Source organism: Pseudomonas cichorii (assembly GCF_018343775.1).
Lineage (GTDB): Bacteria > Pseudomonadota > Gammaproteobacteria > Pseudomonadales > Pseudomonadaceae > Aquipseudomonas > Aquipseudomonas cichorii.
The window spans coordinates 665597-689843 of sequence record NZ_CP074349.1; the positions used below are offsets into that span (position 1 = coordinate 665597).

Here is a 24247-nt window from a genome sequence, read left to right on the forward strand (position 1 = left end):
TCAGGCGTATTACGAAATTATCGTGGCGAATCTGTAAGCGTGCGCGAACATTTCAGCCGCCTTTGTCAGCAAGAATAGCGAGATGCGGGCGGGTATCGGCATCCGATAATCGGGCCTGCAGCCTTGAAAGGAAATAAGTGTGCAGCGATTTCATGTGAATTCGACTTCAGCCTTGAGCTTTGGTGTTCACTGAGGGATCGCAAGAGACGCTGCCTTGGCTGAGCTTCTTGCGAAGTCATCAAGGCATGCTCGTCATGCTCATTGATCAAGCCTGCCCGAAGGACAGATCAATCAACGTTGCCTGAAGCAGGCTGGACGTGCTTTGACGGATTTGTCTTGGTCGCGTGTGCGGCTTCGACAGCCTCTGTCAATGAAGCGTGAGGCTAGTGCTCCAACTGCCGACAGCCCGGCTTTGATGGCCGGGCAAGGCAGAAGCTTGCGACGTAAGGCTGTAAATTAATACAGACGAACGGCGCGGCGCTGTTCGCGCTGGACTTTCTTGGCGTGACGCTTGACAGCAGCAGCTGCCTTACGCTTACGCTCGGAAGTCGGCTTCTCGTAAAATTCGCGGCTACGAACTTCAGCCAGAACACCGGCTTTTTCGCAGGAGCGCTTGAAACGACGCAGAGCTACGTCGAAGGGTTCGTTCTCTTTAACTTTGACGGCTGGCATCCAGAGCTACCTTCATTCATTACCGGGGTCAACGCCTCGTGCAAACACTGCACAAAAGTACGTCGGTTTTTAAGGGTTGCGGATGTTAACCCCTCATTGAGAGGAATGCAAAGCCTCTGATCGAAAACCGCTGGTCGGAGCCTTTTGCGACGACTATCATGCGCGCCTTCAAATCTGCCCCCTACAAGGCGCAAACCCATGTTAGTACTGGGATTAGAAACTTCCTGCGACGAAACCGGCGTCGCGCTTTACGACAGCGAACGCGGTTTGCTGGCGGATGCATTGTTCAGTCAGATCGACCTGCATCGTGCTTATGGTGGCGTGGTACCAGAGCTGGCATCGCGCGATCACGTCAAGCGCATGCTGCCACTCATTCGCCAGACGCTGGCTGAAGCGGACTGTGTCGCGACCGATATCGATGCCATTGCCTACACGGCCGGGCCGGGTCTGGTCGGCGCCTTGCTGGTCGGTGCGTCATGTGCCCAGGCCCTGGCATTTGCCTGGGATATTCCGGCCCTTGGTGTTCATCACATGGAAGGTCATCTGCTGGCGCCGATGCTTGAAGAGCAGCCGCCACAGTTTCCGTTCGTCGCCTTGCTGGTGTCCGGCGGGCATACGCAACTGGTCCGGGTCGACGGTATCGGTCGCTATGAGCTGTTGGGCGAAACCCTGGATGACGCCGCAGGCGAGGCTTTCGACAAGACCGCCAAGATGATGGGCCTGCAATATCCGGGTGGTCCCGAGATTTCCCGTCTGGCGACTCGCGGTGTAGCGGGGCGTTTTGTATTTCCGCGTCCGATGACCGACCGTCCCGGCCTGGAATTCAGCTTCAGTGGTCTGAAAACCTCTGCCCTCAATGCCTGGCAGCAGTGCCAGAGCGCTGGAGACGACAGCGAGCAAACCCGTTGCGACATCTCTCTGGCCTTCCAGCAGGCGGTAGTGGAGACTTTGACCATCAAGTGCAAGCGGGCACTCAAGCAGACCGGCCTCAAAAGCCTGGTCATCGCCGGTGGCGTCAGTGCCAACAAGGCGTTGCGAGAGTCGCTGGAGAGCATGCTGGCGGACCTGCGTGGTCATGTTTACTACGCTCGTCCCGAGTTCTGCACCGATAACGGCGCGATGATCGCATTTGCCGGTTGTCAGCGTCTGCAGGCGGGCCAGAAGGAAGATTTGAGTATCAGTGTGCAGGCACGCTGGCCGATGGAGCAGTTGTCGGGTATCTGAGGGCGGCATGTCGAAGGTGAGCCGTTTTCATGCGTACCTTCAGAAATGCCGTTCGCGCCCGGCGAGCAGGTCGCGTAGATTGCCGCGATGACGCCAGACGATCAGCAGGGTCAGGACACTCATGGGCAATAATGCCCGGGGTTCCTGCCAGGCCAGCAGTGGCAGGGTCAATGGTGTGGCGATCAGCGCGGCGAGCGAGCTGGTGCGGGTCAGGTAGAACGTCAGCAGCCAGGTCGTGATGGCCAGCGCTGCTGCGGGAGGGTAGAGCCCCAGCAGCATGCCGGCGGCGGTTGCAACGCCTTTGCCGCCCTTGAAGCGAAAGTACAACGGAAACAGATGGCCCAGTACGGCGCAAAGGCCTATCCAGGCCTGGTCTCGCGGGTCAAGGCCGCCAAGGTTGGCAAGCAGTACGGGGAGCAGGCCTTTACAGAGGTCGCCTATCAGGGTCAGGACGGCAGCTTTTTTACCGGCCAGACGCAGCATGTTGGTCGCGCCTGCATTGCCCGAGCCACTGGCACGTGGGTCCGGGCTGCCATTGAGGCGGCTGAGCAGGATGGCGAAGGACAGTGAGCCGAGCAGGTAGGCGAAAATAGCCAGTAACCAAAACATGCTAACCATTCCGGGCGAGGATGCCCTGATTCTAACGGGGCATCGCGCCCTTGTCGTGCAGTGGAGAGTAGTGCTTGGACAGAGTTTTCATTGACGGTCTTGAGGTCGATACGGTGATCGGCGCTTATGACTGGGAACGTGGCATCCGCCAGTGCTTGCGGCTGGACCTGAGTTTTGCCTGGGATAACCGGCCTGCCGCAGCGGGTGACGACCTGAGCAAGGCCTTGGACTATGCGAGTGTTTCCGCTCGCATCCAGGCTTTTGCCGAGCAGGCGCAGTTCCAGTTGGTGGAGACTTTTGCCGAGCGTCTGGCCGAAGTGCTGATGAGTGAGTTTCATATTCCCTGGCTGCGTCTGAGGCTGACCAAGCCGGGCGCTGTCGCCGCTGCCAAGGGCGTGGGCGTGGAGATCGAGCGCGGATGTCGCTGACTCGGGTTTTTCTTGGGCTCGGCAGTAATATCGAGCGCGAAAGGCATTTGCATGCCGGGCTGGATGCGCTCGATTCCTTCCTGAGCGATCTGACCTGCTCACCGGTCTTCGAAAGCCAGCCGGTGGGGATCAAGAGTGGTCCGTTCTTCAATCTGGTCGTCTCGGCCCTGACCGACCTGCCGCTTCTGGATCTGGGTCGCCGTTTGAAGATGATCGAAGCCGATAGCGGCCGTTATGCTCCGGATCGCAAAGGGTTGCCGCTGGATATCGATGTGCTTCTGTATGGTGAGCTGGTCGGTAATTTCGACGGTTTGATCCTGCCGCGTGCAGAAATCCTCAAGAACGCCTTTGTGTTGTGGCCCTTGTCGCTGATCGCGGCGGATCGCTTGCATCCGGGTGTTGGCGTGCCTTTCGGCACGCTCTGGGCTGATGCTCAGATCGATCAGCAGCTCTTGCCTGTAGCGTTCGAGTGGCGCGGAATACAGCTGACGCCAGAAGAGGTGTAGGAGCAATCGGGCGGCGCTCCGCTCATTCGCGAGACGTCATTGAGGGCGATAGGTTTTTTTCAGCTCACGGGCCTCTGGCGAATGAATTCGCTCCCACGGAAAATCCATTTAATTCATGATCTTGTGGGATTCATTCCCGAAGTGCAGTGTGCTCGGCCTTGTACACCTTGAGCGCATCCAGCCTTTCGTTTTTCAGCGCATTGCCCAGGTCCTGTCCCTTCAAGCCCTTTTCCACCAGCGGCTGGACCGCAACAGTTCGGGCCGCATGGGCTGCGCCGCGCAGGTAGTCAGCCTGTGGATAATTACGCTCCTCGAAACCGTCGCGCCCACGAGCGTCCATCTCGCAAGCCACAATGAATTCCTCAAAGCGTTGCGGGCGACGGTAGACGTCGAAGCTGTGCAGTAGCTCCAGCAGGGTCAGGGGTTTCAGCTCAAGGGCGCGATGTCCATGAGTGTGATACTGGCCAACCAGTAGCGCCAGTTCCTGACATTCCTTCGGCACCTTGAAGCGCTCGTTGACCGCTTTTATCAGGCGCAGGCCCCTGTGTTCGTGGGCGATATGCCGAGGCCATTCGGCTTCGGGAGTCAGCCCTTTACCCAGATCATGCAGCAGGCAGGCCCAGCGTACGCTCAGTGGCTGTTGATGAAGGGCGGATTGCCCCAGCACGCTGAGTACATGCTTGCCTGTGTCGATTTCGGGGTGATGGGCGGCAGGCTGCGGTACGCCGAACAGCGCCTCGACTTCGGGAATCAGTTCCTTGAGAGCGCCACAGTCATGCAGCACCTGAATGAAAACCTGAGGCTGATTTTCCATCAGCGCCCGGGAGATTTCCTTCCAGCTGCGCTCGGGTGTCAGGGCCTTGAGTTCACCGGATTCGCTGAGCTGGCGCATCAGTTTCAGTGTTTCGGGCGCGATGCTGAAACCCAAAGGTGCATAGCGGGCTGCGAAACGGGCGACACGCAATACTCTGAGCGGATCTTCGGCGAACGCAGGTGAAACGTGGCGCAAGACTCGGGCTTCGATATCGTGCTGTCCGCCATAGGGATCGGTCAGATTACCGTCCTTGTCTTCGGCTATGGCATTGATGGTCAGATCGCGGCGGATCAGGTCCTGTTCGAGTGTGACGTCAGGGCTGGCGTGAAAGATGAAGCCGCCGTAACCAACGCCGTTCTTGCGCTCGGTGCGAGCCAGTGCGTATTCCTCACCCGTCAGAGGATGAAGAAAGACCGGAAAATCAGTACCCACCGGACGATAACCTTTGACCAGCATTTCATCGGCGCTGGCACCTACGACGACCCAGTCGGTATCGGTAACGGGTTGACCCAGCAGGCGGTCGCGTACAGCGCCACCAACTTTATAAATCTGCATAAAAAACCTCCATAAGCACGACAGGATAAACCTGAGTCGTCCCTACGGAGGTTAAAAGTTAAAAACATTCTCTGCGGTTATGTTCTTCAGAGATGAACAACTGCCAGGTCGAGCCTCGGATAGTCTCCCTCGGCATGTTCGCCGCGTGGTGGGACATGGTGGGTTTTCATCACCTGATCGCCTTGCAGGGTTTCCAGATGGATATCGAAGCCCCACAGACGGTGCAGGTGTTTGAGCACTTCGTCCGTTGAATCGCCCAGTGGTTTGCGGTTGTGTTGTTGATGGCGCAGCGTCAGTGAACGGTCGCCACGGCGGTCGATGCTGTAGATCTGCACGTTGGGTTCGCGATTGCCCAGGTTGTATTGAGCGGCCAGCGTTTCCCGAATGGTCCGATAACCGGCTTCGTCATGGATGGCGGGCACCAGCAGGTCGTCTTTCTGGTCGTCATCCATGATGCTGAACAGCTTGAGGTCACGAATGACCTTGGGCGACAGGTACTGGAGGATGAAACTCTCGTCCTTGAAGCTGGACATGGCGAATTTGATCGCCGTCAGCCAGTCCGTGCCAGCAATTTCCGGGAACCAGTGGCGATCCTCGTCGGTTGGGTGCTCACACATGCGCCGAATGTCCTGATACATGGCAAAACCCAGGGTGTACGGGTTGATGCCGCTGTAATAGGGGCTGTCGAAGCCAGGCTGATAGACCACGCTGGTGTGCGATTGCAGGAACTCCAGCATGAAGCCATCGGTGACCAGCCCTTCGTCGTACAGATCGTTCATCAGCGTGTAGTGCCAGAACGTCGCCCAGCCTTCGTTCATCACCTGAGTCTGGCGCTGCGGATAGAAATACTGGGCAATCTTGCGCACGATGCGCACTACTTCGCGCTGCCAGGGTTCCAGCAGCGGCGCATGCTTCTCGATGAAGTACAGGATGTTTTCCTGTGGCTCGGCAGGGAAACGGGCGTTGTCCTCCTTGCTGCTCTTGTCGGCACCTTTCGGAATGGTGCGCCACAGGTCGTTGATCTGCCGTTGCAGGTGTTCTTCGCGATCCTTTTGTCGGCGTCGCTCTTCTTCGGCTGAAATCGGGTAGGGCCGCTTGTAGCGGTCGACACCATAGTTCATCAGGGCATGACAGGAGTCGAGCAGGTCTTCCACTGCATCGATGCCATGGCGCTCTTCGCATTGCATGATGTACTGCTTGGCGAAGACCAGGTAGTCAATGATCGAACTGGCATCGGTCCAGGTGCGGAACAGGTAGTTGCCCTTGAAGAAGCTGTTATGCCCGTAGCAGGCGTGGGCAACCACAAGTGCCTGCATGCAGATGGTGTTTTCTTCCATCAGATAGGCAATGCACGGGTCCGAGTTGATCACGATCTCGTAGGCCAGACCCATCTGCCCGCGAGTGTAGGATTTCTCGGTGCTCAGGAAATGCTTGCCGTATGACCAGTGGTGATAGCCCAGCGGCATTCCCACCGAGGCATAGGCGTCCATCATCTGTTCGGCCGTGATGACCTCGATCTGATTTGGGTAGGTATCCAGGGCATAGCGCTCGGCGATACGGCTGATTTCGCGGTCGTAGGCCTGGATCAGTTCAAATGTCCACTCGGACCCCGTGGAAAGGGGTTGGCGCTTCTGCTCTCTAGCGGTCATGTCACTAACCTGCGCTGGAAGAGTTCACGGAATACCGGATAGATATCGCCGGCAGAGACCAGCTGTTGCTGGGCAAAGGTGTCGGCAAATTCTTCACCGATGCGTTCGTATTCGAACCATAGTGCCTGATGCTCTCGGGGCGTGATCTCCACATAGGTGTAGTACTGCACGAACGGCATGATCTGCTTGGTGAGGATTTCGCGGCAGATCGGTGAGTCGTCGTTCCAGTTGTCGCCATCGGAAGCCTGGGCGGCATAGATGTTCCATTCGTTGCTCGGATAGCGCTCGGCCATGATCTCCTGCATCAGTTTCAGGGCGCTGGAAACGATGGTGCCGCCGGTTTCCCGTGAATAGAAGAACTCTTCTTCGTCCACTTCCCGGGCGCTGGTGTGGTGGCGGATGAACACCACTTCGATCTTGTCGTAGTTACGCTTGAGAAACAGGTACAGCAGGATGAAAAATCGCTTGGCGACATCCTTGGTTGCCTGAGTCATGGAGCCAGAGACGTCCATCAGACAGAACATCACCGCCTTGGAGCTTGGGTTGGGTTGCTTGACCAGCAGGTTGTACTTGAGGTCGAAAGTATCCAAGTAAGGCACGCGGCGAATACGTGCTTTCAAACGATCTATTTCGACTTCCAGTTCCTGGATGTCGCCGAAGTTGTCCGGCTCTTCGCGCTTGAGACGCTCCAGCTCGGTCACCGTTTCCTTGAGCTTGGCGCGGCTGCTGCCGGAAAGTGCGATACGGCGCGCATGGGCCGAGCGCAGGGTCCGGATGATATTGATGCGCGAGGGATTGCCCTCGTTGCTGATGCCTGCGCGTACGGTCTTGAAGGTGTCGGTGCCGGTCAGGTTGCGTTTAACGAGGTTGGGAAGCTCCAGGTCCTCGAACATGAATTCGAGAAATTCTTCCTGAGTGATCTGGAAGACGAACTCGTCCATGCCTTCGCCGGAATTGCTGGCCTTGCCAGGTCCTTTGCCACCGCCGCCACCTTGCGGACGGGCGATGTGCTCGCCGCTGGAGAATTCCTTGTTGCCGGGATGGACAACCGTCTGTTTGCCACCACGGCCATGATGAAGCACCGGCTCGTCGATATCGCGGCCAGGAATGCTGATTTGTTCGCCGTGTTCCATATCGGTAATGGAGCGACGGCTGACGGCTTCTTCCACTGCTTTTTTGATGTGATCACGGTAACGCCGCAGAAACCGCTGGCGATTCACCGTGCTCTTGTTCTTGCCATTGAGGCGTCGGTCGATCACATAACTCATAGGCCCTCCGGGCAGCCGCAAGTAGAAAGCAGCTTCAAGCCACAAGCTGGCGACGGTCGTATCTGTCGAACCGGCCGTTCCAGCCTGTTGCCTGATGCTTGTAGCTTACCGCTGCATCACTGCGACTTGCGCACGCGCAGATACCACTCGGAGAGTAGACGCACCTGTTTGTCGGTATAGCCCCGCTCGACCATTCGGGTGACGAAGTCGTTGTGTTTCTGTTGATCCTCTTTGCTGGCTTTGGCGTTGAAGCTGATGACTGGCAGCAGGTCTTCGGTGTTGGAGAACATTTTCTTCTCGATCACCACGCGCAGTTTCTCGTAGCTGAGCCAGGTCGGGTTCTTGCCGTTGTTGTTGGCACGGGCACGCAACACGAAGTTGACGATTTCGTTGCGGAAATCTTTCGGGTTGCTGATGCCGGCAGGTTTCTCGATCTTTTCCAGTTCTTCGTTCAGGGCAACGCGGTTGAGAATCTCGCCGGTTTCCGGATCGCGGTATTCCTGGTCCTGAATCCAGAAGTCTGCGTAAAGCACGTAGCGGTCGAAGATGTTCTGGCCGTATTCGCTGTAGGACTCCAGATACGCGGTCTGGATTTCCTTGCCGATGAACTCGATGTAGCGCGGCGCCAGATACTCCTTGATGAAGCGCAGGTAGCGTTCGCGGGTTTCGGCCGGGAACTGTTCCTGTTCGATCTGCTGTTCGAGCACGTAGAGCAGGTGCACCGGGTTGGCGGCGATCTCGTGGGGATCGAAGTTGAAGACCTTGGACAGAATCTTGAACGCGAAACGGGTTGAAAGGCCGTTCATGCCTTCGTCGACACCCGCACTGTCGCGGTACTCCTGGATCGACTTGGCCTTGGGATCGGTGTCTTTCAGGTTTTCGCCGTCATACACGCGCATCTTGGAGTAGATGTTGGAGTTTTCCGGCTCCTTGAGGCGCGACAAGGTGGTGAACTGCGCCAGCATCTTCAGAGTGTCCGGCGCGCAGTGCGCCTTGGCCAGGGAACTGTTGAACAGCAGCTTGTCGTAGATCTTGATCTCGTCGCTGATACGCAGGCAATAAGGCACCTTCACGATGTAGATCCGGTCGATGAAGGCTTCATTGTTCTTGTTGTTACGGAAGCTGTGCCATTCCGATTCGTTGGAGTGGGCCAGCAGGATGCCCGTGAACGGAATCGCGCCCAGGCCTTCGGTACTGTTGTAGTTGCCTTCCTGGGTCGCAGTCAGCAACGGGTGCAGAACCTTGATGGGCGCCTTGAACATCTCGACGAATTCCATCAGGCCCTGGTTGGCCCGGCACAGAGCACCCGAGTAGCTGTAGGCGTCGGCGTCGTTTTGCGAGAACTCTTCCAGCTTGCGGATATCGACTTTACCTACCAGTGCAGAAATATCCTGGTTGTTCTCGTCCCCCGGCTCGGTTTTCGCCACGCCGATCTGGTTGAGAATCGATGGATAGAGTTTCACCACTTTGAACTGGCTGATGTCGCCCCCGAACTCAGCCAGACGCTTTGTCGCCCATGGCGACATGATGGTATTGAGGTAACGCCGCGGGATACCGAAGTCTTCTTCGAGAATCGCGCCGTCCTCGGTTGCATTGAACAACCCCAGTGGCGACTCGAATACGGGTGAACCCTTGATGGCGTAGAAGGGGACTTTTTCGATCAGTTGCTTGAGCTTTTCAGCCAGAGACGATTTGCCGCCACCTACCGGGCCAAGCAGGTAGAGAATCTGTTTCTTCTCTTCCAGGCCTTGGGCTGCATGGCGGAAATACGACACGATCTGGTCGATGCATTCTTCCATGCCATGGAAGTCGGCAAAGGCCGGATAACGCCGGATCACCTTGTTGGAAAAGATCCGCGACAACCGTGAGTTGGTGGAGGTGTCCACCAGCTCCGGCTCGCCAATGGCCAGCAGAAGGCGTTCTGCGGCAGAGGCGTAGGTGCTGCGATCCTGTTTGCAGAGCTCCAGATACTCCTGTAACGAGAGCTCTTCCTGACGTGTGGTTTCAAAGCGTTGTTGGAAGTGGCTAAAAATACTCATGACGTCACCTCGCTCGATACGTTGAGCCGGCGGCGGATCGTCAGTCGATGCTGGTAGCAGCTGAGTATCCAGATGCCGTTTACCCCCCAGAACACCATAAAAGTAACTACCGATGACCCACGCGCCGGTGTACCGGCTCTCCCCTGATTACGGATGGCCTGAGGCTAAGGATAGTTCGGATTCGGAAAGATAAAGAAGGGATGAGCAAGAAGTGGGGCTGACCGTTCGTCAGTTTGGGCGCGAACCCGCGCAGGACGCGGGATCGGCTTGATAAAAATATTTTTTCAGAGTGTGCCGGGTGTTTATGCGTGTCTGCACCAGCATCCGTTCTGTCGTTAACCCTGCGCCGTTTCGTTTGGAAAGGTGGTGCGCCACAATTCAAAGCCGCCGTCGAGGCTGTACACCTCGGAGAAGCCCTGGCCCACGAGGTAGGCGGCGGCACTCTGGCTGGAGTTGCCGTGGTAGCAGACCACTACCAGCGGTTTGTCCAGATCGGCCTTGGCGATGAAGTCGGCGATCGAGTGATTGTCCAGGTGGTGAGAGTCGGTGATGTGATTGCTGGCGAAAGCCTGCGGGTCGCGCACGTCTACCAGTACGGCACCCTGCTCGCGAAGGGCTTGGGCCTGTTCAGGGGGAATGCGTTTGAATTCGGTCATGGCTGGACTCCTGAGCTGATCTTTTAACGCCGGGCCTCGCTGGCCTCTGGCTGGGGAATGAGGGTCGTTGCCGGGCGCGTGGCGGCATTGCCGACAGCATCGCAATCGCAGCGATGACGTTCAAGGGTATCGACGTTCATCAGGGTCATGGCACCGCCCCATACACACCCGCTGTCCAGCGCATAAACGCCGGGTTCATCGCAATTGCCTTCAAGGGCTGCCCAGTGGCCGAAGATGATCTTCAGGTCACGGGTCTTGCGAGTCGGATGCTTGAACCATGGCTCATAGCCAGGCAAGGCGGTTTCGATGCCTTCCTTGCTCTTGAGGTCGAGCTTGCCTTCGCGGGTGCAGAAACGCATGCGGGTGAAGTAATTGGTGATCACCCGCAGCCGCGTCACGCCTTGCAGGTCGTTGTCCCACTTGACGGGTTCATTGCCGTACATGCCATCCAGGAAGGGGTCGTACAGGTTGTCGTCCTGCAGGGCCTGCTCGACTTCGCTGGCGTATTTGAGGGCTTTCTTCAGTGACCACTGCGGCGGAATACCCGCATGGGTCATGGCGATATTGCGCTGTTCATCGTAGTGCATCAGCTTTTGCCGACGCACCCAGTCCAGCAGGTCGTTGCCGTCGGGCGCCTCAATGATTTCGCGCAGGGTGTCGGCCTTTTTCAGGCGCTCGATGTTCCGCGAGGCGGCCAGCAGATGCAGGTCATGATTGCCCAGTACGCAGACCACGGATTCGCGGATGCTGTAAAGAAAGCGCAACGTCTCCAGCGACTGTGGGCCGCGGTTGACCAGATCGCCTACCAGCCATAGCTGATCCTTTTCAGGATCGAACCGGACATCCCCCAGCAGGCACTTCAGGGGCTCAAGGCAGCCTTGCAGGTCGCCAACGGCATACACAGCCATCAGTGAAGTGAGCCAGGGACGGCGAGACGGAAGGGCGCAATCACCGCATCGAAGCGTTTACCGTCCTCGGCGAGCATCTGATACGAGCCTTGCATGTTGCCGACTTTCGTCGTCATCACCGTGCCGCTGCTGTAGGTATGGCTCTGGCCAGCCTTGATCAGCGGTTGCTGGCCCACGACGCCCTCGCCACGCACTTCCTCGACATGGCCGTCACCGTCGGTGATGACCCAGTGCCGTGACAGCAGTCTGGCCGGCAGCTCGCCGTTATTCTGGACGGTGACGGTGTAAGCGAAGGCGAAGCGATTCTGCTCGGGTTGCGATTGTTCTGCGAGGAAGCGCGTGACGACGCTGACGTCGACCTGATAACGGGAATCGGACATGCGGTAGACCTTGAAAGCTATAGCAGCGGAAAAAACTGGAGCATTCGATAGACAGGTCAGTCTAGGACAAGTAAACGGAAAATGACTAACGGCACATAGCCATTTACTTGCCCCTTCAGATTATTCCACCCCTGCCTTTTCGCTGAGTTTGTCCGCCAGGCGGACAAATGCAGCAAGATCCAGTTGCTCGGGACGCAGGCTGCCATCGACACCGGCAGCCGCAATGTCATCTGCGCTCAGTAACAGTTTGAGGGTATTGCGCAGGGTCTTGCGGCGCTGGTTGAAGGCTTCGCGTACCACGCGCTCCAGCAGGCGATGGTCCCTGGCCGGATGAGGCAGTGTTTCATGGGGCACCAGGCGGACGATGGCCGAGTCCACTTTCGGGGGCGGATTGAACGCTCCCGGACCTACGTTAAACAGGTGTTCCACGCGGCAATGGTACTGAACCATGATCGACAGACGGCCCCAGTCACCGCCACCCGGTCCGGCCGCGAGGCGCTCGACCACTTCCTTCTGCAGCATGAAGTGCATGTCGCGGATCAGTCCTGCGTTTTGCAGCAGATGAAAGATCAGCGGCGTGGAGATGTTGTAGGGCAGGTTGCCCACGACACGCAGGCTGTTGGGCGCAGCGCCCAGGCTGTTGAAGTCGAACTTCAGGGCATCGCCCTGATGCAGGTTGAAGTTCGGCTTGCCTGCGAACTGGCTGTTGAGGATCGGGATCAGGTCCTTGTCCAGCTCGACCACATCCAGATGTGCGCCGCTGTTGAGCAGGCCTTCGGTCAGGGCGCCCTGGCCCGGGCCGATTTCCAGCAGGCGGTCTTCAGGCTTGGCGCGGATGGCGCGCAGGATCTTGTCGATAACGCCTGCGTCATGCAGGAAGTTCTGCCCGAAGCGCTTGCGCGCCCGGTGTTGGTATTGCTCGGTCATGAATGCGTCTCGGCCATCTGGTAGGCGGTTTGCAGGGCTACTTTCAGGCTGCCGGTGTCGATGTTTCCGCTGCCAGCCAGATCCAGCGCAGTGCCATGATCGACGGAGGTGCGGATGATCGGCAGGCCGAGCGTGATATTGACTGCCGCGCCGAAACCTTTGTATTTCAGCACGGGCAGGCCCTGGTCGTGATACATCGCCAGCACTGCGTCGCAATGCTCCAGATATTTGGGGGTAAACAGAGTGTCCGCAGGCAGCGGGCCTCGCAGGTCGATGCCCTCGCTGCGCAGACGCTCCAGGGTTGGTTCGATGATGTCGATTTCTTCGCGACCCAGGTGTCCGCCTTCTCCCGCATGGGGGTTGAGGCCGCAGACCAGAATGCGTGGTCGTGCGATGCCGAACTTGTTGACCAGATCGGCATGCAGGATGCGCGTGACGCGCTCAAGGCGTTCCGGTGTGATGGCATCGGCAATGTCGCGCAACGGAAGGTGAGTGGTCACCAGTGCCACGCGCAGATCACCCGTAGCCAGCATCATCACCACCTGTTCGGTGTGAGTCAGCTCGGCAAGAAACTCGGTATGCCCGGAAAAGGCGATGCCGCCTTCGTTGATCACACCCTTGTGGACAGGGGCGGTGATCATCCCGGCGAACAGCCCGTCGACACAGCCTTGGGCGGCGCGGGTCAGGGTCTGCAGCACGAAAGCCGCATTGGCCGTGTCCAGCGTGCCGGTTACCACCCTGGCTTGCAGCGGGGTATCCCAGACATACAGGCTGCCAGCAGGTGCCGGTTGCTCGGGAAAGGCATCGGGAGTGACGGCAATCAGGTTGACGGTCACGCCCAACTGCGTGGCCCGCTCCAGGAGCAGGTCACGGTTGGTAATGGCAATCAGGGGATGTGACTGAGGCTGCGTGGCGAGCAGCAGGCAAAGGTCAGGACCAATGCCGGCCGGCTCGCCGGGTGTCAGTGCGAAACGCTTTGGTTTCACTGTGTAGCCTGGGCCGCGCCGGGAAGCTTGATCTCGACGTAGGCTTCGTCACGGATCTGGCGCAGCCAGGTTTGCAGCTCTTCGTCGTACTTGCGGTTACGCAGTACGAGCAGGGCTTGCTGGTCACGGGCCTGGCTGGTGGCGTCAGTGGCGCGACGGCCAAGAACTTCCAGAATGTGCCAGCCGTAGGCTGTCTTGAACGGCTTGGACAATGTGCCTTGCGGCGTATCGTTCATGGCTGCACGGAATTCCGGAACCAGCGAGTTGGGGTCAACCCAGTTCAGGTCGCCGCCGTTGAGCGCCGAGCCCGGATCTTCCGAGAAGCTCTTGGCCAGTTCGCTGAAGTTCTCGCCAGCTTCGATACGGTCATAAAGCTTGGTCGCCAGACGACGTGTCTCTTCTTCGCTGCGGATTTCGCTTGGCTTGATCAGGATGTGACGCACATGCACTTCGTCGCGCATCTGGGGCTGGCCTTCGCCGCCGCGTTTTTCCAGCAGCTTGAGGATGATGAAGCCGCCCGGTGTGCGTGCAGGAGGGGTTACTTCACCCGGACGCATGGAGCTGAGCATGTCCCCGAAAGGTGGTGGCAACTGAGCAGCCTTGCGCCAGCCCATGTCGCCACCTTCCAGTGCGCTTTCGCTTGCAGACCGTGCAACGGCCAGTTGAGCGAAGTCGGCGCCTTTCTGCAGTTGACCGTAGATATCCTGAGCCTGACGGGCAGCCGCCTGGATCGCATCCGACGAAGCGCTGTCCGGTGTCGCGATCAGGATATTGGCCAGATGGAACTCCTCGGACAACTGAGCCTTGCCCAGGTCGGAAGCCAGGAAGTTCTTCACTTCCTGCTCGGAAACCTGGATGCGTTCGGCCACACGACGCTGGCGCACGCGGCTGATGACCATCTCGCGACGAACCTGCTCGCGGGCATCGTTGTAGGACAGACCATCATGAGCCAGGGCAGCACGGAACTGCTGGACGCTCATGTTATTGCGCTGGGCGATGGTCTCGATAGCCTGGTTCAGCTCTTCATCGGTGATACGAATGCCGGAGCGTTCGCCGATCTGCAACTGAAGGTTTTCCAGGATCAGGCGATCGAGTACCTGCGACTGCAGCGCTTCGGCCGGCGGTGTGCCTGCTCCGCGCTTTGCAATGGTCTGCTGGACTTCGCGAACACGCTGGTCCATCTGGCTTTTCATGATCACGTCGTTGTCGACGATGGCCACTACGCTGTCCAGAGGTTGAACCGCTGCATGAACAGCGCCGCTCAGGAGTAACGCGCCCAGCATCAGCGGGCGCAGACAATCAGAAAGCTTGGTCTTCACGTTCACGATAACCTTGAATGCCTTTGTCGAGGAAGCTCTCTACTTTGGCGCCGGTAACGCCGCCCAGTCCCTTCAACACAATTTGTAGGAATACGCCGCGGTCGCCTTTCTCGTTCTGAGGGGCAGCCTGGCTGTATTCGTCGTAGTCGACCCAGTAGCGGTTGATCAGACGCAGTTTCCAACAGCAGTTGTCGTACTCGAAACCACCAAAGGCTTCAAGGGTACGGTCGCGGTTGTAGTCATACTGCCAGCGGCTGATAAGGCTCCATTGCGGCACGATTGGCCAGATGACCGAGAAATCGTGTTGCTGGATCTTGTAGTAGTCCTTCACGTAGCCCGGTTGACCTGGAGTGCCATAGTCGCCACCGCCCACTGTCCAGCGACCGGTGTTCTCGTCGTAGCGGACCTGGTCGTTGCGATAGCGATAGCCGGCGTTGATGATCTTGCCCGGGTTATCTTCAGGCTGGTAATGCAGCATGGTGCTGCCCGAACGCGTGCTGCGGCTGTCCGGATCCCAGTTGAAGTCGGAGTTGATGCGGAAGTCGCGGTTGAAGCGATATTCGTGCTCCAGCGCATAAGGCGAAACCTTGGCCTTGGCATCGTCGCGGTCGGCAAAGGTGATACCTGGCAGTTGCACCTTGCGATCCCTGAAGTACACCGCCTGACCGATGCTGAAGCGCTGACGCTCAAAGCCGTTCTCTTCGATCCAGCGGTTGGTGACACCGAAGGAAAGCTTGTTCTCGTCGCCGATACGGTCGTAACCGGTAAAGCGGTTGTCGCGGAACAGGGACGAGTAGTTGAACGTGCTTTCGCTCGTGTCGAAAACCGGAATGTCATCCTGGTTCTCTTCCGGCACGTACAGGTAGAACATGCGCGGTTCCAGCGTCTGGCGATAATCCTTGCCGAACCACTGGGTATTGCGGTCGAAGTACAGGCCGCTGTCGACGCTCACGATAGGCAGGCTGCGGGTCTGTTTGCTTTCAAAGTCAGGCACGGCGGCTCTGCCGCGGCTGTCCAGATCCAGGTCGTACTGGGTGTAGACATACTTCAGCTTGGGCGTCAGGAAACCATAGGTCCAGTTCATCGGCAGGCTGACCGACGGAGCCAGGTTCAGACGATCACCGTTGGCGCGAGCCAGACCGCCTACGTTTGTGTCCAGGCGAGCTTCCGGGTTGCCGTCCTTGTCGAAGTAGGTGCCGCTCTGCAGGTCGCGCTCGAAACGCACGGCTTCGGTTTCATAATCGAAACGCAGGCCGGCAGGGTTGTATGGCAGCGTGCCGTTGAGCGTGAGTTGTGGCACACGGTCATACGGTGTGATGTTGGCGATCGATGCCAGTTTGTAGGCATGGACGTTGAGCATTGCCCTGTAGCTGTCACCGCGATAGGTCAAGGACCCTTGCTGGTTGAGGAACTCAGGTGTGTTCACGCCGATCTGGTCGGTATCCAGATCCTGGAAGTAGTACGGGTCGCTGATGTCGGTGTAATCGACCTTGGTCAGCCAGCGGGAGTCAAGACCACCGGTATGCTGCCAGTTGAGCATCCAGCGTTTTTTCTCGTACTCGGACTGCAGTCTGCGCTCGTCATCTTCGTCGTTGAGGTAAGCGCCGCCGAACTGGCCTTCGCTGCTCTTGGTGAGATAGCGGAACTCACCTTCCATCAACATGCCGCGGTCGGCCATGTAGCGTGGATACAACGTGGCGTCGTAGTTGGGCGCCAGGTTGAAGTAGTAAGGCGTGACCAGGGTGAAGCCGTTGTCGCCACCTGCAGCAATGGTCGGCGGCAGGAAGCCGGACTGGCGACGGTCGTCGATCGGGAAGTAGATATACGGCGTGTAGAGTACCGGTATGTCCTTGACCCGCAGCGTGACGTTGGTCGCGGTGCCGAAACCGGTGGCCGGGTTCAGCGTGATGTTGTTGCCCTTGAGCGTCCAGGCGTTGCTGCCCGGTTCGCAGGAGGTATAGGTACCGTCCTTGAGGCGGATGATCGCGTTCTCTGCACGCTTTGCGTAGCGCGCGTTACCGCGAATGTTCGACTTGTGCAGGACGTATTCCGCGTTGTCGACCTGGGCTTCGCCGGTGTCGAGTTGCAGTTCGGCACGGTCGCCGACGATCAGGGCACCGTTGTCGCGCAAGCGGACATCGCCGTTGAGTTCGCCACGGTTCTCGGCCTGGTACAGAGCGGCTTCCTGAGCCTGGGCCTGCATGCTGCCCTGACGCAGGACGACATCGCCAGCCAGAGTCGCAATCTGCTTCTCCTGCTCGTAGCGCGATGCCTTGGCACCGACGAACAGGGGAGCGTCGCTCTTGGGGGTCTTGTCATCCATGCCTGGACGGATCGGCTCGACATAGGCTCCCGAGCAATAAGGACCGGTTTCGGCCAATTGCGCAGCCGTGAGCTTTTCACGGGGAACCCAGTCAAGGTGGCTGTAGTCAGCACTACGCGACGCCAGACCTTTACCCTTGGCTTCGCTGACCAGTTTGGTCGTGTCGACAGTCGTGCCGGCCGTGGTGCCTTGCGAAATCACTGTGCCGTTGGAGCTGACCTCGGTCGCGCTGTGCACGGGACGTGGAGGCAGCGCTACAGCAGCCGTATTCGATTTCGGCGCACAGTTCCAGGCACCCGAAGCAGAGACTGAGCAGTCATACTGTTCCGCGGCAACCACGAACTGAGTGGCCAGGGGTTGCATCGCCAGCAGACTGCCGGTTACGAGCAACGGAAATTTTTTACGAAACGCGGGGGATTTCAATGCCATCTTATTAGTCCGGGCTTCCTGCGCGCCATCTGCCCGCGGGGGGGCCGCACGCCTCTCGATGGGCTGAAAAAGATCCCGGATAATAAAGCATGACCCGCTTGACGGCTAGCGCCGTCGGAGACCCTTGTAATGTCAGACCAAGATATACGCCTTCAATCCCTGAAAGTTTGGCTCGATGAGCAGTTGCCAGCGCTCTTTGCCAGACAGAAATGGGGCGCCGTACCCCCGGCCACGTTGACTGCGGCCAGTAGCGACGCAAGTTTCCGTCGCTATTTCCGCTGGGAAGGCGGCGATAAAACTTTTATTGTCATGGATGCGCCTCCACCGCAGGAAAACTGCAAACCTTTCGTGGACATTGCTCATTTATTGGCCAGCTCGGGCATTAATGTTCCGAAAATTCATGCCGAAGACCTGACGCAGGGCTTTTTGCTGCTCAGCGATCTGGGGCGTCAGACGTATCTGGACGTCATCGATGCGGACAACGCCGATGCATTGTTTGCCGATGCCATCGAAGCGCTGCTGACTTATCAGCAACTGCCGATGGATGCACCGTTGCCCAGCTATGACGTGGCCTTGTTGCGTCGTGAACTGGAGCTTTTCCCCGAGTGGTATGTAAAGCGTCACCTGGGGATTGAAATGGACTCCGCGCAACTGGCCAGTTGGCAACATGTCAGCGACCTGTTGATCGAAAGTGCTCTGGCACAGCCCAAAGTGCTGGTTCATCGTGACTATATGCCGCGTAACCTGATGATCAGTGAACCGAATCCGGGCGTGCTGGATTTCCAGGATGCGGTATACGGGCCGGTCACTTATGACATTACCTGCCTGTTCAAGGATGCGTTCCTGAGCTGGCCTGAAGAGCGCGTTGCCGGTTGGCTGAACACTTACTGGAACAAGGCGCGAGCCCTGGGTATTGAGGTTCATGAAGACTTCGCCACGTTTTCGCGGGCCAGTGATCTGATGGGGGTGCAGCGTCACTTGAAGGTCATCGGGATTTTTGCCCGCATCTGCCATCGTGATGGCAAACCGCGCTATCTGGGTGATGTTCCGCGCTTCTTCTCATATATAGAGGCCGTTGTGTCGCGACGTCCGGAGCTGGCAGAACTGGGACAACTGCTCACCAGCCTGCGGCCATCGGCGTGAGGTGTGATTTTTTTGAAGAAGGATCGATTGTGTTGAAGAGGCTTGCATGAAAGCGATGATTCTCGCCGCCGGTAAAGGCGAGCGGATGCGACCGTTGACCTTGCACACACCAAAACCTCTGGTGCGTGCCGGTGGTGTTCCCTTGATCGAATACCATCTCAAGGCATTGAAGGAGGCCGGGTTTCACGACCTGGTCATCAACCATGCCTGGCTGGGGCAACAGATCGAAGACTATCTTGGGGATGGCCAGCGTTGGGGCGTGAACATTCGCTACTCCCCCGAAGGCGAGCCACTGGAAACCGGTGGCGGTATCTTTCGCGCACTGCCACTGCTGGGGGATGAGCCCTTTGTTGTGGTCAACGGCGATATCTGGACCGATTACACCTTTGCCGGGCTGCGCACGCCCCTGACCGGGCTTGCCCATCTGGTGATGATTGATAACCCCGCGCACCATCCGACTGGCGATTTCGCTCTTGTCGACGGCCTGCTGCAGGAGTCTTCTGCAGAAGACGTACCGCGCCTGACCTACAGCGGTATTGCTATCCTGCATCCGCGCCTGTTCGCTGGCTGCGAAGCCGGTGCCTTCAAGCTGGCTCCGTTGTTGCGTCAGGCGATGGCTCAGGGGCAGGTGACAGGTGAGCATTTCCGAGGGATCTGGATTGACGTCGGTACTCATGAGCGTCTTGGCGAAGTCGAGCGATTGCTGTCGGGGACCCGCTAGATGCTGTGGCCTGGCACGCTGCTCGGCGCCGGAGCCGGATATGCCATTGCCGATATTCCGGGCGCGATGTTAGGTGCGTTGCTGGGACAGGCTCTGGATCGTCGGCTGCAACTGCACACCTGGGCGCATCTGCGTGAGCGCCTGGGTGGCCGTTCGGCGGTACGTGACGAAGATCTGCTGTTCGTGCTGCTGGGGCGTCTGGCCAAAAGTGGCGGCCGTGTCATGGCCAGCCATATCCATCAGGCTCAGGCGGAAATGCGTCGCTTGAACATGGATGAGGCTGCACAGCGTCTTGCCATTGCCGCTTTCAATCGCGGTAAGGACGGCGCTGACGGATTGCGCGGTTATTTGCGTCGTCTGCGTGGCCAGCCAGGCATGGCTGAAGGCCTGTTGCGGGCTTGCTGGCGCATGGCCTGGGCCGACGGCAAGGTCACCCGTATCGAGCGTGAGCTGATCGGAGCCTGGGGAATGTGGCTGGGCTGGTCAGAGCTGAAAATCGAGGCGCTGGCTGCCGAGCACGACCCGATGAAAAGGCCGTCCGTCAGCAGTTCGGACGAATACAGCGGGGCGCTGTCACTGCTGGGAGTGCAGGCCGATACCGACCCGGCGAGCATCAAGCGCGCCTATCGTCGTCTGCTCAGTCGACATCATCCGGACAAGATCGCGGGAGGCGGTGCCAACACATTGCAAGTGCGTGTTGCCACCGAAAAGACCAGCGAATTGCACAGTGCCTATAGAGTGATCAAGGCGCGTCGCGGGTTTCGTTGAGTGTGAGTGGTTGTTCGCGAATGAATTCGCCCCCACGGTGATCGCGTAGGAGCGAATTCATTTGCGAAAGCCGTTATTCCGCTTCTACCCAACCCCGGATACGGCGAAAGATCTGTTCCTGCTCGGCCTCTTCATTCCCCACAATGTTGATCAGTGCAACCTGAGTAAAGCCCGCCCCCTTGGCGCGTTTGCTGACTTGCAGGCGAGAACTGGCCGCCTGTGGTGACTGGTTCTTGTAGATGAAATCTGCGGTTTTCATTTTCAGCGTCGGTACCAGCTCCAGCAGCGAAGGCTTGGTATTGACCGGCTCACGGGCCGCCACCATCGCGAACTTCTGCACCAGCGGAGATTGCCGCTCGTTCAGGAAGCGTGCTGCCCAATAGGCACCGCTGCTATGGCCGATCAGCACAATGCTGCGTGCCTTGTTCTGCTGGGCAAAATTGATCGCGCTTTCGATGCGGGCAAAGATGTGTTCGGCTTCAGCCTTGGCGCGTTCCTCGGCCTTTGCGGCTTTTGCAACCTCGTCACCTGCCTGCGCCGTGGTGTCGGCTGCCTTGGCGGTATCATCCTTTGACGCGTCCTTGGGCTTTTCTTCAGCGGCAGGCGCATCCGGTTCGCGTGGCATCAGGGCTTCGTCCTGCACATCCGGCAGGGTGATGCTCAGTGTGGCCCAGCCGGTGTCCGGAAACTTGCGACGCAACGGGCCGACGACATCCGGCCAGTCCGCCGACTCGCCCGCACCGGGCAGAAGAATGACCGCGCCTTTCGGGTCGGCACTGTTGGCGGGTTTCCAGAGTGCCAGGAAGCTTTCGTCACCGGCTTGCAGTTGCTGCAGGTCCTGAGGCGGCAGTTGACGCTCGAGGGCGATTGCATCTTCCTGAGCCCGGGTCAGCAGCGGGGCGCGTTCCACAGGGGCTTCGGCGGAGGCGGCATCCTTGGCCGGTGCAGGATCGGCAGCCACCACCGGCAGCGCACAAGGTAATATCAGCGACAGGAGCAATGCAGGAAGCGTTGTGCGAAAGGTATGGGACATCGAATATTCCAGGCCAGAAACTATTCTGGCAGCCTAATGCGTTGATCGGTATTTGTCAGGTCCCGGGACGGTGCATGGCCGCCAAACGAAAACACAAGAGAACGACATGAGTGCTCTTCTGCGCATTGGTTTTATCGGCTGCCTGGCCCTGCTCTTGATGGCTCGGGTGCCGGATGCATGGGCTGATGAATCAGAGCCTGTTGCGCAGGCATTGCTCAGCCAGGAGCAGCGCACCTGGCTGGACCAGCATGGTCCGTTGCGGGTCGGTCTGGTGATGCACGCGCCTTATGCACAGTTTGATCAGCGTCTGCAGCAGCTTTCCGGTGCCAACGTCGACTTGATGAATGCGCTGGCGGCGGCTCTGCGAGTTGAGTTGCTGTGGCGCAACTTTCCCGATCAGGCCGCACTGGAAAAGGCTGCGGCGGCGGGGCAGGTAGACCTTGCTCCCGGCCTGATGCAAACCCCTTCCGGGCTGCGCACCTGGATGTTTTCCGATCCTTACCTGCGGGTTTCGCAACTGGTGATCGGGGAGCGCGATGGCAGCTCGGCAGTGGATCTGGAAAAAGTCGATGAGCGTTCGCGAGTGGTCGTGCGCATGCCGAGTCCGACCGCCGATTACCTGCGCAGCAATTACCCCCATCTGAATCTGCAAGGTGTGCCTCTGGAGCGCCAGGCCCTGCAATTGTTGTTGAGTCAGCAGGCGCGCTATGCCGTGGTGGACGAGGCGCAACTCAGTCGCCTGTTCCGCGAGCCGGAGTTTGCCGGGCTGGCTGTGGTGGGCGATATCGGGTTGCCGCAACTGCTGCGGGTGGCGACACGCCGGGACACGCCGCAACTGGCCGCCATCGTCAGTGAAGCCTTGCATGCGATTCCAGCGAAAGAGCTGGATCAACTGCATACACGCTGGATGCCGCTCAAGTCGTCGCGTTTCAGCGAGTCGCCCGGACTGTGGCAGAACCTCTGCCTCTTGTTGCTGGTGATGTTGCTGGCCTGCTTCGCGATTGTGGTCTGGCAGCGCCGTCAGCAGCAGGCACTGGAGCAGGAGCTGGTCGAGGCGCGGGAAGACATTGCCCGACGTGTGGAAGGTGAGGAAGGGCTTCACCTCGCGCAGTTCTCCATCGATCAGAGCACGGTGGGTATTCTCTGGGTCAACTGGGACAGCCGGGTGCGCTATGCCAATCATGCGGCAGAATCCATGCTCGGTTATGCGTCGGGCGCAGTGGTGGACCGGCCGCTGATCGATTTCGAGCCCGGCCTGCACATGGATCGCTGGCTGAGCCTGTGGAAGAACGCCCGCTCCATGGAAGACAGTCCGCAAGTGTTCGAGACTAATTGCATCCGCGCCGATGGCAGTGTGTTGCCTGCGGGCGTGTCCCTGAGTTTTCTACGCTTTCGCGAGGCAGAATATCTGGTGGTGTTCCTCAGTGACGTCAGTGAGCGACGTCGCGCCCACGACCAGTTGCGCGAATTGTCGGCACATCTGGAAAGCGTGCGTGAAGAGGAAAAGGCCCGCATTGCTCGTGAAGTGCACGACGAACTGGGCCAGATGCTGACGGTGCTGAAGCTGGAAACCTCCATGTGCGAACTGGCCTATGCCGACCTTGACCCGGGTCTGAGCGAGCGGCTGAACAGCATGAAGCGTCTCATCGCTCAACTCTTTCAGTTGGTACGCGATGTCGCCACGGCGTTGCGCCCACCGATCCTCGATGCCGGCATTGCTTCGGCTATCGAATGGCAGGCCCGACGCTTCGAGGCTCGCACACAGATTCCGTGTCTGGTGCAGGTGCCGGACAACCTGCCGCCGCTCAGCGATGCCAGGGCCACCGGCATGTTTCGCATTCTTCAGGAGGCGCTGACCAATGTCATGCGCCACGCCCAGGCGCATACCGTGGAAGTCAGCCTGACGCTGGACGACGAGGTGATGTGCATGACCATTGCTGATGATGGCCAGGGCTTTGTGATGCAGTCTGGCCGTGCTGTCTCCTTCGGTCTGGTGGGGATGCGCGAGCGTGTCCTGATGCTGGGTGGCAGATTGGAGCTGGACAGCGAGGTCGGTGAGGGCACAACCTTGCGCGCATATATCCCGTTGGACCCCGTTGGGCAGGAGCGAGAAAAGTGATTCGTGTACTGGTAGCTGAAGACCACACCATTGTGCGTGAGGGCATCAAGCAGCTTATCGGCCTGGCGAAGGATCTGCTTGTGGTGGGCGAGGCCAGTAATGGCGAGCAGTTGCTTGAAACCCTGCGGCATGTGCCCTGCGAAGTGGTGCTGCTGGATATCTCCATGCCGGGCGTCAACGGCCTGGAGGCGATTCCCCGGATTCGGGCGTTGAATAATCCGCCGGTGATTCTGGTGTTGTCGATGCATGACGAAGCGCAGATGGCTGCCCGTGCATTGAAAGTCGGCGCGGCGGGATATGCGACCAAGGACAGCGATCCGGCCCTGTTGCTGACAGCCATTCGTCGGGTGGCGGCCGGAGGGCGTTATATCGACCCGGATCTGGCGGACCGCATGGTATTCGAGGTCGGTCTGACCGACAGTCGCCCGTTGCACTCGTTACTGTCGGAGCGCGAGTTTTCGGTGTTCGAGCGTCTGGCTCAGGGCGCCAACGTCAATGACATCGCTCAGCAACTGGCCCTGAGCAGCAAGACCATCAGCACCCACAAGGCGCGCCTGATGCAGAAGATGAACCTCCACTCGCTGGCGGACCTGGTGAAATATGCTATGGAGCACAAGCTGCTCTGATCCTGAAAACGACACCGTAGGAGCGAATTCATTCGCGAAAGAAGGCTGCACTGTAGTGTCAGGTAGGGCGCTTTCCCGAATGAATTCGGTCCTACGGGGTTTTCTGCGTACAAAAGTGCTTGATTGCCACTTATCCAATCCCGCC

General features: G+C 58.7%; 22 protein-coding genes. 8 read left to right on the forward strand and 14 right to left on the reverse strand.

The genetic code is table 11. The features are described from left to right. Positions 1-456 precede the first annotated feature (456 nt). Positions 457-672: a 30S ribosomal protein S21 gene (rpsU, locus tag KGD89_RS02940; RefSeq protein ID WP_002551877.1), complete on the reverse strand. Its 216-nt coding sequence runs from the start codon at positions 670-672 to the stop codon at positions 457-459. Positions 673-870: 198 nt separating this feature from the next. Here rpsU and tsaD point away from each other — a divergent pair, with 198 nt between their 5' ends. Then, the gene (tsaD, locus tag KGD89_RS02945; protein ID WP_025258331.1) at positions 871-1896 is read left to right on the forward strand and encodes a tRNA (adenosine(37)-N6)-threonylcarbamoyltransferase complex transferase subunit TsaD; all 1026 of its coding nucleotides are present in this window, start codon (positions 871-873) and stop codon (positions 1894-1896) included. Positions 1897-1935: 39 nt separating this feature from the next. On the opposite strand, the gene plsY is transcribed toward tsaD, so the two are convergent. Then, complete coding sequence (gene plsY, locus KGD89_RS02950; protein ID WP_025258332.1) at positions 1936-2505, reverse strand: glycerol-3-phosphate 1-O-acyltransferase PlsY; 570 nt, start codon at positions 2503-2505, stop codon at positions 1936-1938. A 74-nt stretch (positions 2506-2579) separates the two neighbouring features. On the opposite strand from plsY, the gene folB reads away from it, so the two are divergent. Together folB and folK are read left to right on the forward strand one after the other, a co-directional pair. Then, on the forward strand, positions 2580-2933 hold the full coding sequence (gene folB, locus KGD89_RS02955; RefSeq protein WP_025258333.1) for a dihydroneopterin aldolase: 354 nt from the start codon (positions 2580-2582) through the stop codon (positions 2931-2933). Further along, positions 2924-3439 (forward strand): 2-amino-4-hydroxy-6-hydroxymethyldihydropteridine diphosphokinase, encoded by a 516-nt coding sequence (gene folK, locus KGD89_RS02960; RefSeq protein ID WP_025258334.1) that lies wholly within the window; start codon positions 2924-2926, stop codon positions 3437-3439. The genes folB and folK overlap by 10 nt, the downstream gene beginning before the upstream one ends. Before the next feature lie 130 nt (positions 3440-3569). Here folK and KGD89_RS02965 read toward each other — a convergent pair whose 3' ends face one another. The 11 genes from KGD89_RS02965 to KGD89_RS03015 form a co-directional block, all read right to left on the reverse strand. Beyond that, positions 3570-4808 carry a multifunctional CCA addition/repair protein gene (locus KGD89_RS02965; protein WP_025258335.1) on the reverse strand — a complete coding sequence of 413 codons (1239 nt, stop codon included), beginning with the start codon at positions 4806-4808 and terminating at the stop codon, positions 3570-3572. Positions 4809-4894: 86 nt separating this feature from the next. Next, on the reverse strand, positions 4895-6457 hold the full coding sequence (locus KGD89_RS02970; RefSeq protein WP_025258336.1) for a SpoVR family protein: 1563 nt from the start codon (positions 6455-6457) through the stop codon (positions 4895-4897). Beyond that, entirely contained in the window at positions 6454-7725 is a 1272-nt protein-coding gene (locus tag KGD89_RS02975; protein ID WP_025258337.1) for a YeaH/YhbH family protein, read from the reverse strand. Before KGD89_RS02975 ends, KGD89_RS02970 begins: the two co-directional genes overlap by 4 nt. 116 nt (positions 7726-7841) lie before the next feature. Next, complete coding sequence (locus tag KGD89_RS02980) at positions 7842-9764, reverse strand: PrkA family serine protein kinase (protein ID WP_025258338.1); 1923 nt, start codon at positions 9762-9764, stop codon at positions 7842-7844. 335 nt (positions 9765-10099) lie between these two features. Further along, positions 10100-10420, reverse strand: a complete 321-nt coding sequence (gene glpE, locus KGD89_RS02985; protein WP_025258339.1) for a thiosulfate sulfurtransferase GlpE — start codon at positions 10418-10420, stop codon at positions 10100-10102. Between the two features lie 23 nt (positions 10421-10443). Continuing rightward, positions 10444-11328: a symmetrical bis(5'-nucleosyl)-tetraphosphatase gene (locus KGD89_RS02990; protein WP_025258340.1), complete on the reverse strand. Its 885-nt coding sequence runs from the start codon at positions 11326-11328 to the stop codon at positions 10444-10446. Continuing rightward, positions 11328-11708: a Co2+/Mg2+ efflux protein ApaG gene (gene apaG / locus KGD89_RS02995; RefSeq protein WP_025258341.1), complete on the reverse strand. Its 381-nt coding sequence runs from the start codon at positions 11706-11708 to the stop codon at positions 11328-11330. Before apaG ends, KGD89_RS02990 begins: the two co-directional genes overlap by 1 nt. Before the next feature lie 120 nt (positions 11709-11828). Further along, positions 11829-12635: a 16S rRNA (adenine(1518)-N(6)/adenine(1519)-N(6))-dimethyltransferase RsmA gene (rsmA, locus tag KGD89_RS03000; RefSeq protein WP_025258342.1), complete on the reverse strand. Its 807-nt coding sequence runs from the start codon at positions 12633-12635 to the stop codon at positions 11829-11831. Further along, positions 12632-13621 (reverse strand): 4-hydroxythreonine-4-phosphate dehydrogenase PdxA, encoded by a 990-nt coding sequence (pdxA, locus tag KGD89_RS03005; RefSeq protein WP_025258343.1) that lies wholly within the window; start codon positions 13619-13621, stop codon positions 12632-12634. Before pdxA ends, rsmA begins: the two co-directional genes overlap by 4 nt. Next, complete coding sequence (locus tag KGD89_RS03010; protein WP_025258344.1) at positions 13618-14940, reverse strand: peptidylprolyl isomerase; 1323 nt, start codon at positions 14938-14940, stop codon at positions 13618-13620. Before KGD89_RS03010 ends, pdxA begins: the two co-directional genes overlap by 4 nt. Continuing rightward, on the reverse strand, positions 14921-17692 hold the full coding sequence (locus tag KGD89_RS03015) for an LPS-assembly protein LptD (RefSeq protein ID WP_025258345.1): 2772 nt from the start codon (positions 17690-17692) through the stop codon (positions 14921-14923). The genes KGD89_RS03010 and KGD89_RS03015 overlap by 20 nt, the downstream gene beginning before the upstream one ends. Positions 17693-17821: 129 nt before the next feature. Here KGD89_RS03015 and KGD89_RS03020 point away from each other — a divergent pair, with 129 nt between their 5' ends. From KGD89_RS03020 to KGD89_RS03030, 3 genes are read left to right on the forward strand one after another with little or no spacing between them, the layout of a single operon-like run. Beyond that, positions 17822-18835, forward strand: a complete 1014-nt coding sequence (locus KGD89_RS03020; RefSeq protein ID WP_025258346.1) for an aminoglycoside phosphotransferase family protein — start codon at positions 17822-17824, stop codon at positions 18833-18835. A gap of 46 nt (positions 18836-18881) precedes the next feature. Then, positions 18882-19556 (forward strand): N-acetylmuramate alpha-1-phosphate uridylyltransferase MurU, encoded by a 675-nt coding sequence (murU, locus tag KGD89_RS03025; RefSeq protein ID WP_025258347.1) that lies wholly within the window; start codon positions 18882-18884, stop codon positions 19554-19556. Next, positions 19557-20324, forward strand: a complete 768-nt coding sequence (locus tag KGD89_RS03030; protein ID WP_025258348.1) for a TerB family tellurite resistance protein — start codon at positions 19557-19559, stop codon at positions 20322-20324. 73 nt (positions 20325-20397) lie between these two features. Here KGD89_RS03030 and KGD89_RS03035 read toward each other — a convergent pair whose 3' ends face one another. After that, complete coding sequence (locus tag KGD89_RS03035) at positions 20398-21357, reverse strand: alpha/beta hydrolase family protein (RefSeq protein WP_025258349.1); 960 nt, start codon at positions 21355-21357, stop codon at positions 20398-20400. 106 nt (positions 21358-21463) lie between these two features. Between KGD89_RS03035 and KGD89_RS03040 the strand changes: the two genes are divergently transcribed. Together KGD89_RS03040 and KGD89_RS03045 are read left to right on the forward strand one after the other, a co-directional pair. Next, positions 21464-23476 carry a sensor histidine kinase gene (locus tag KGD89_RS03040; protein WP_025258350.1) on the forward strand — a complete coding sequence of 671 codons (2013 nt, stop codon included), beginning with the start codon at positions 21464-21466 and terminating at the stop codon, positions 23474-23476. Further along, positions 23473-24102, forward strand: coding sequence for a response regulator (locus KGD89_RS03045; protein ID WP_025258351.1), 630 nt, complete (start codon positions 23473-23475; stop codon positions 24100-24102). The genes KGD89_RS03040 and KGD89_RS03045 overlap by 4 nt, the downstream gene beginning before the upstream one ends. Positions 24103-24247 lie beyond the last annotated feature (145 nt).

Excerpts from the sequence above, each read along its gene's own strand:
- apaG (WP_025258341.1), bottom strand. The coding sequence starts at position 11,708 with ATGTCCGATTCCCGTTATCAGGTCGACGTCAGCGTCGTCACGCGCTTC.
- KGD89_RS02980 (WP_025258338.1), bottom strand. The coding sequence starts at position 9,764 with ATGAGTATTTTTAGCCACTTCCAACAACGCTTTGAAACCACACGTCAG.
- murU (WP_025258347.1), top strand. The coding sequence starts at position 18,882 with ATGAAAGCGATGATTCTCGCCGCCGGTAAAGGCGAGCGGATGCGACCG.
- KGD89_RS02970 (WP_025258336.1), bottom strand. The coding sequence starts at position 6,457 with ATGACCGCTAGAGAGCAGAAGCGCCAACCCCTTTCCACGGGGTCCGAG.
- KGD89_RS03035 (WP_025258349.1), bottom strand. The coding sequence starts at position 21,357 with ATGTCCCATACCTTTCGCACAACGCTTCCTGCATTGCTCCTGTCGCTG.
- tsaD (WP_025258331.1), top strand. The coding sequence starts at position 871 with ATGTTAGTACTGGGATTAGAAACTTCCTGCGACGAAACCGGCGTCGCG.
- KGD89_RS03015 (WP_025258345.1), bottom strand. The coding sequence starts at position 17,692 with ATGGCATTGAAATCCCCCGCGTTTCGTAAAAAATTTCCGTTGCTCGTA.
- KGD89_RS02965 (WP_025258335.1), bottom strand. The coding sequence starts at position 4,808 with ATGCAGATTTATAAAGTTGGTGGCGCTGTACGCGACCGCCTGCTGGGT.
- KGD89_RS02990 (WP_025258340.1), bottom strand. The coding sequence starts at position 11,328 with ATGGCTGTGTATGCCGTTGGCGACCTGCAAGGCTGCCTTGAGCCCCTG.
- folK (WP_025258334.1), top strand. The coding sequence starts at position 2,924 with ATGTCGCTGACTCGGGTTTTTCTTGGGCTCGGCAGTAATATCGAGCGC.
- rpsU (WP_002551877.1), bottom strand. The coding sequence starts at position 672 with ATGCCAGCCGTCAAAGTTAAAGAGAACGAACCCTTCGACGTAGCTCTG.
- KGD89_RS03030 (WP_025258348.1), top strand. The coding sequence starts at position 19,557 with ATGCTGTGGCCTGGCACGCTGCTCGGCGCCGGAGCCGGATATGCCATT.
- KGD89_RS03040 (WP_025258350.1), top strand. The coding sequence starts at position 21,464 with ATGAGTGCTCTTCTGCGCATTGGTTTTATCGGCTGCCTGGCCCTGCTC.
- plsY (WP_025258332.1), bottom strand. The coding sequence starts at position 2,505 with ATGTTTTGGTTACTGGCTATTTTCGCCTACCTGCTCGGCTCACTGTCC.
- rsmA (WP_025258342.1), bottom strand. The coding sequence starts at position 12,635 with ATGACCGAGCAATACCAACACCGGGCGCGCAAGCGCTTCGGGCAGAAC.
- KGD89_RS03020 (WP_025258346.1), top strand. The coding sequence starts at position 17,822 with ATGTCAGACCAAGATATACGCCTTCAATCCCTGAAAGTTTGGCTCGAT.
- glpE (WP_025258339.1), bottom strand. The coding sequence starts at position 10,420 with ATGACCGAATTCAAACGCATTCCCCCTGAACAGGCCCAAGCCCTTCGC.
- KGD89_RS02975 (WP_025258337.1), bottom strand. The coding sequence starts at position 7,725 with ATGAGTTATGTGATCGACCGACGCCTCAATGGCAAGAACAAGAGCACG.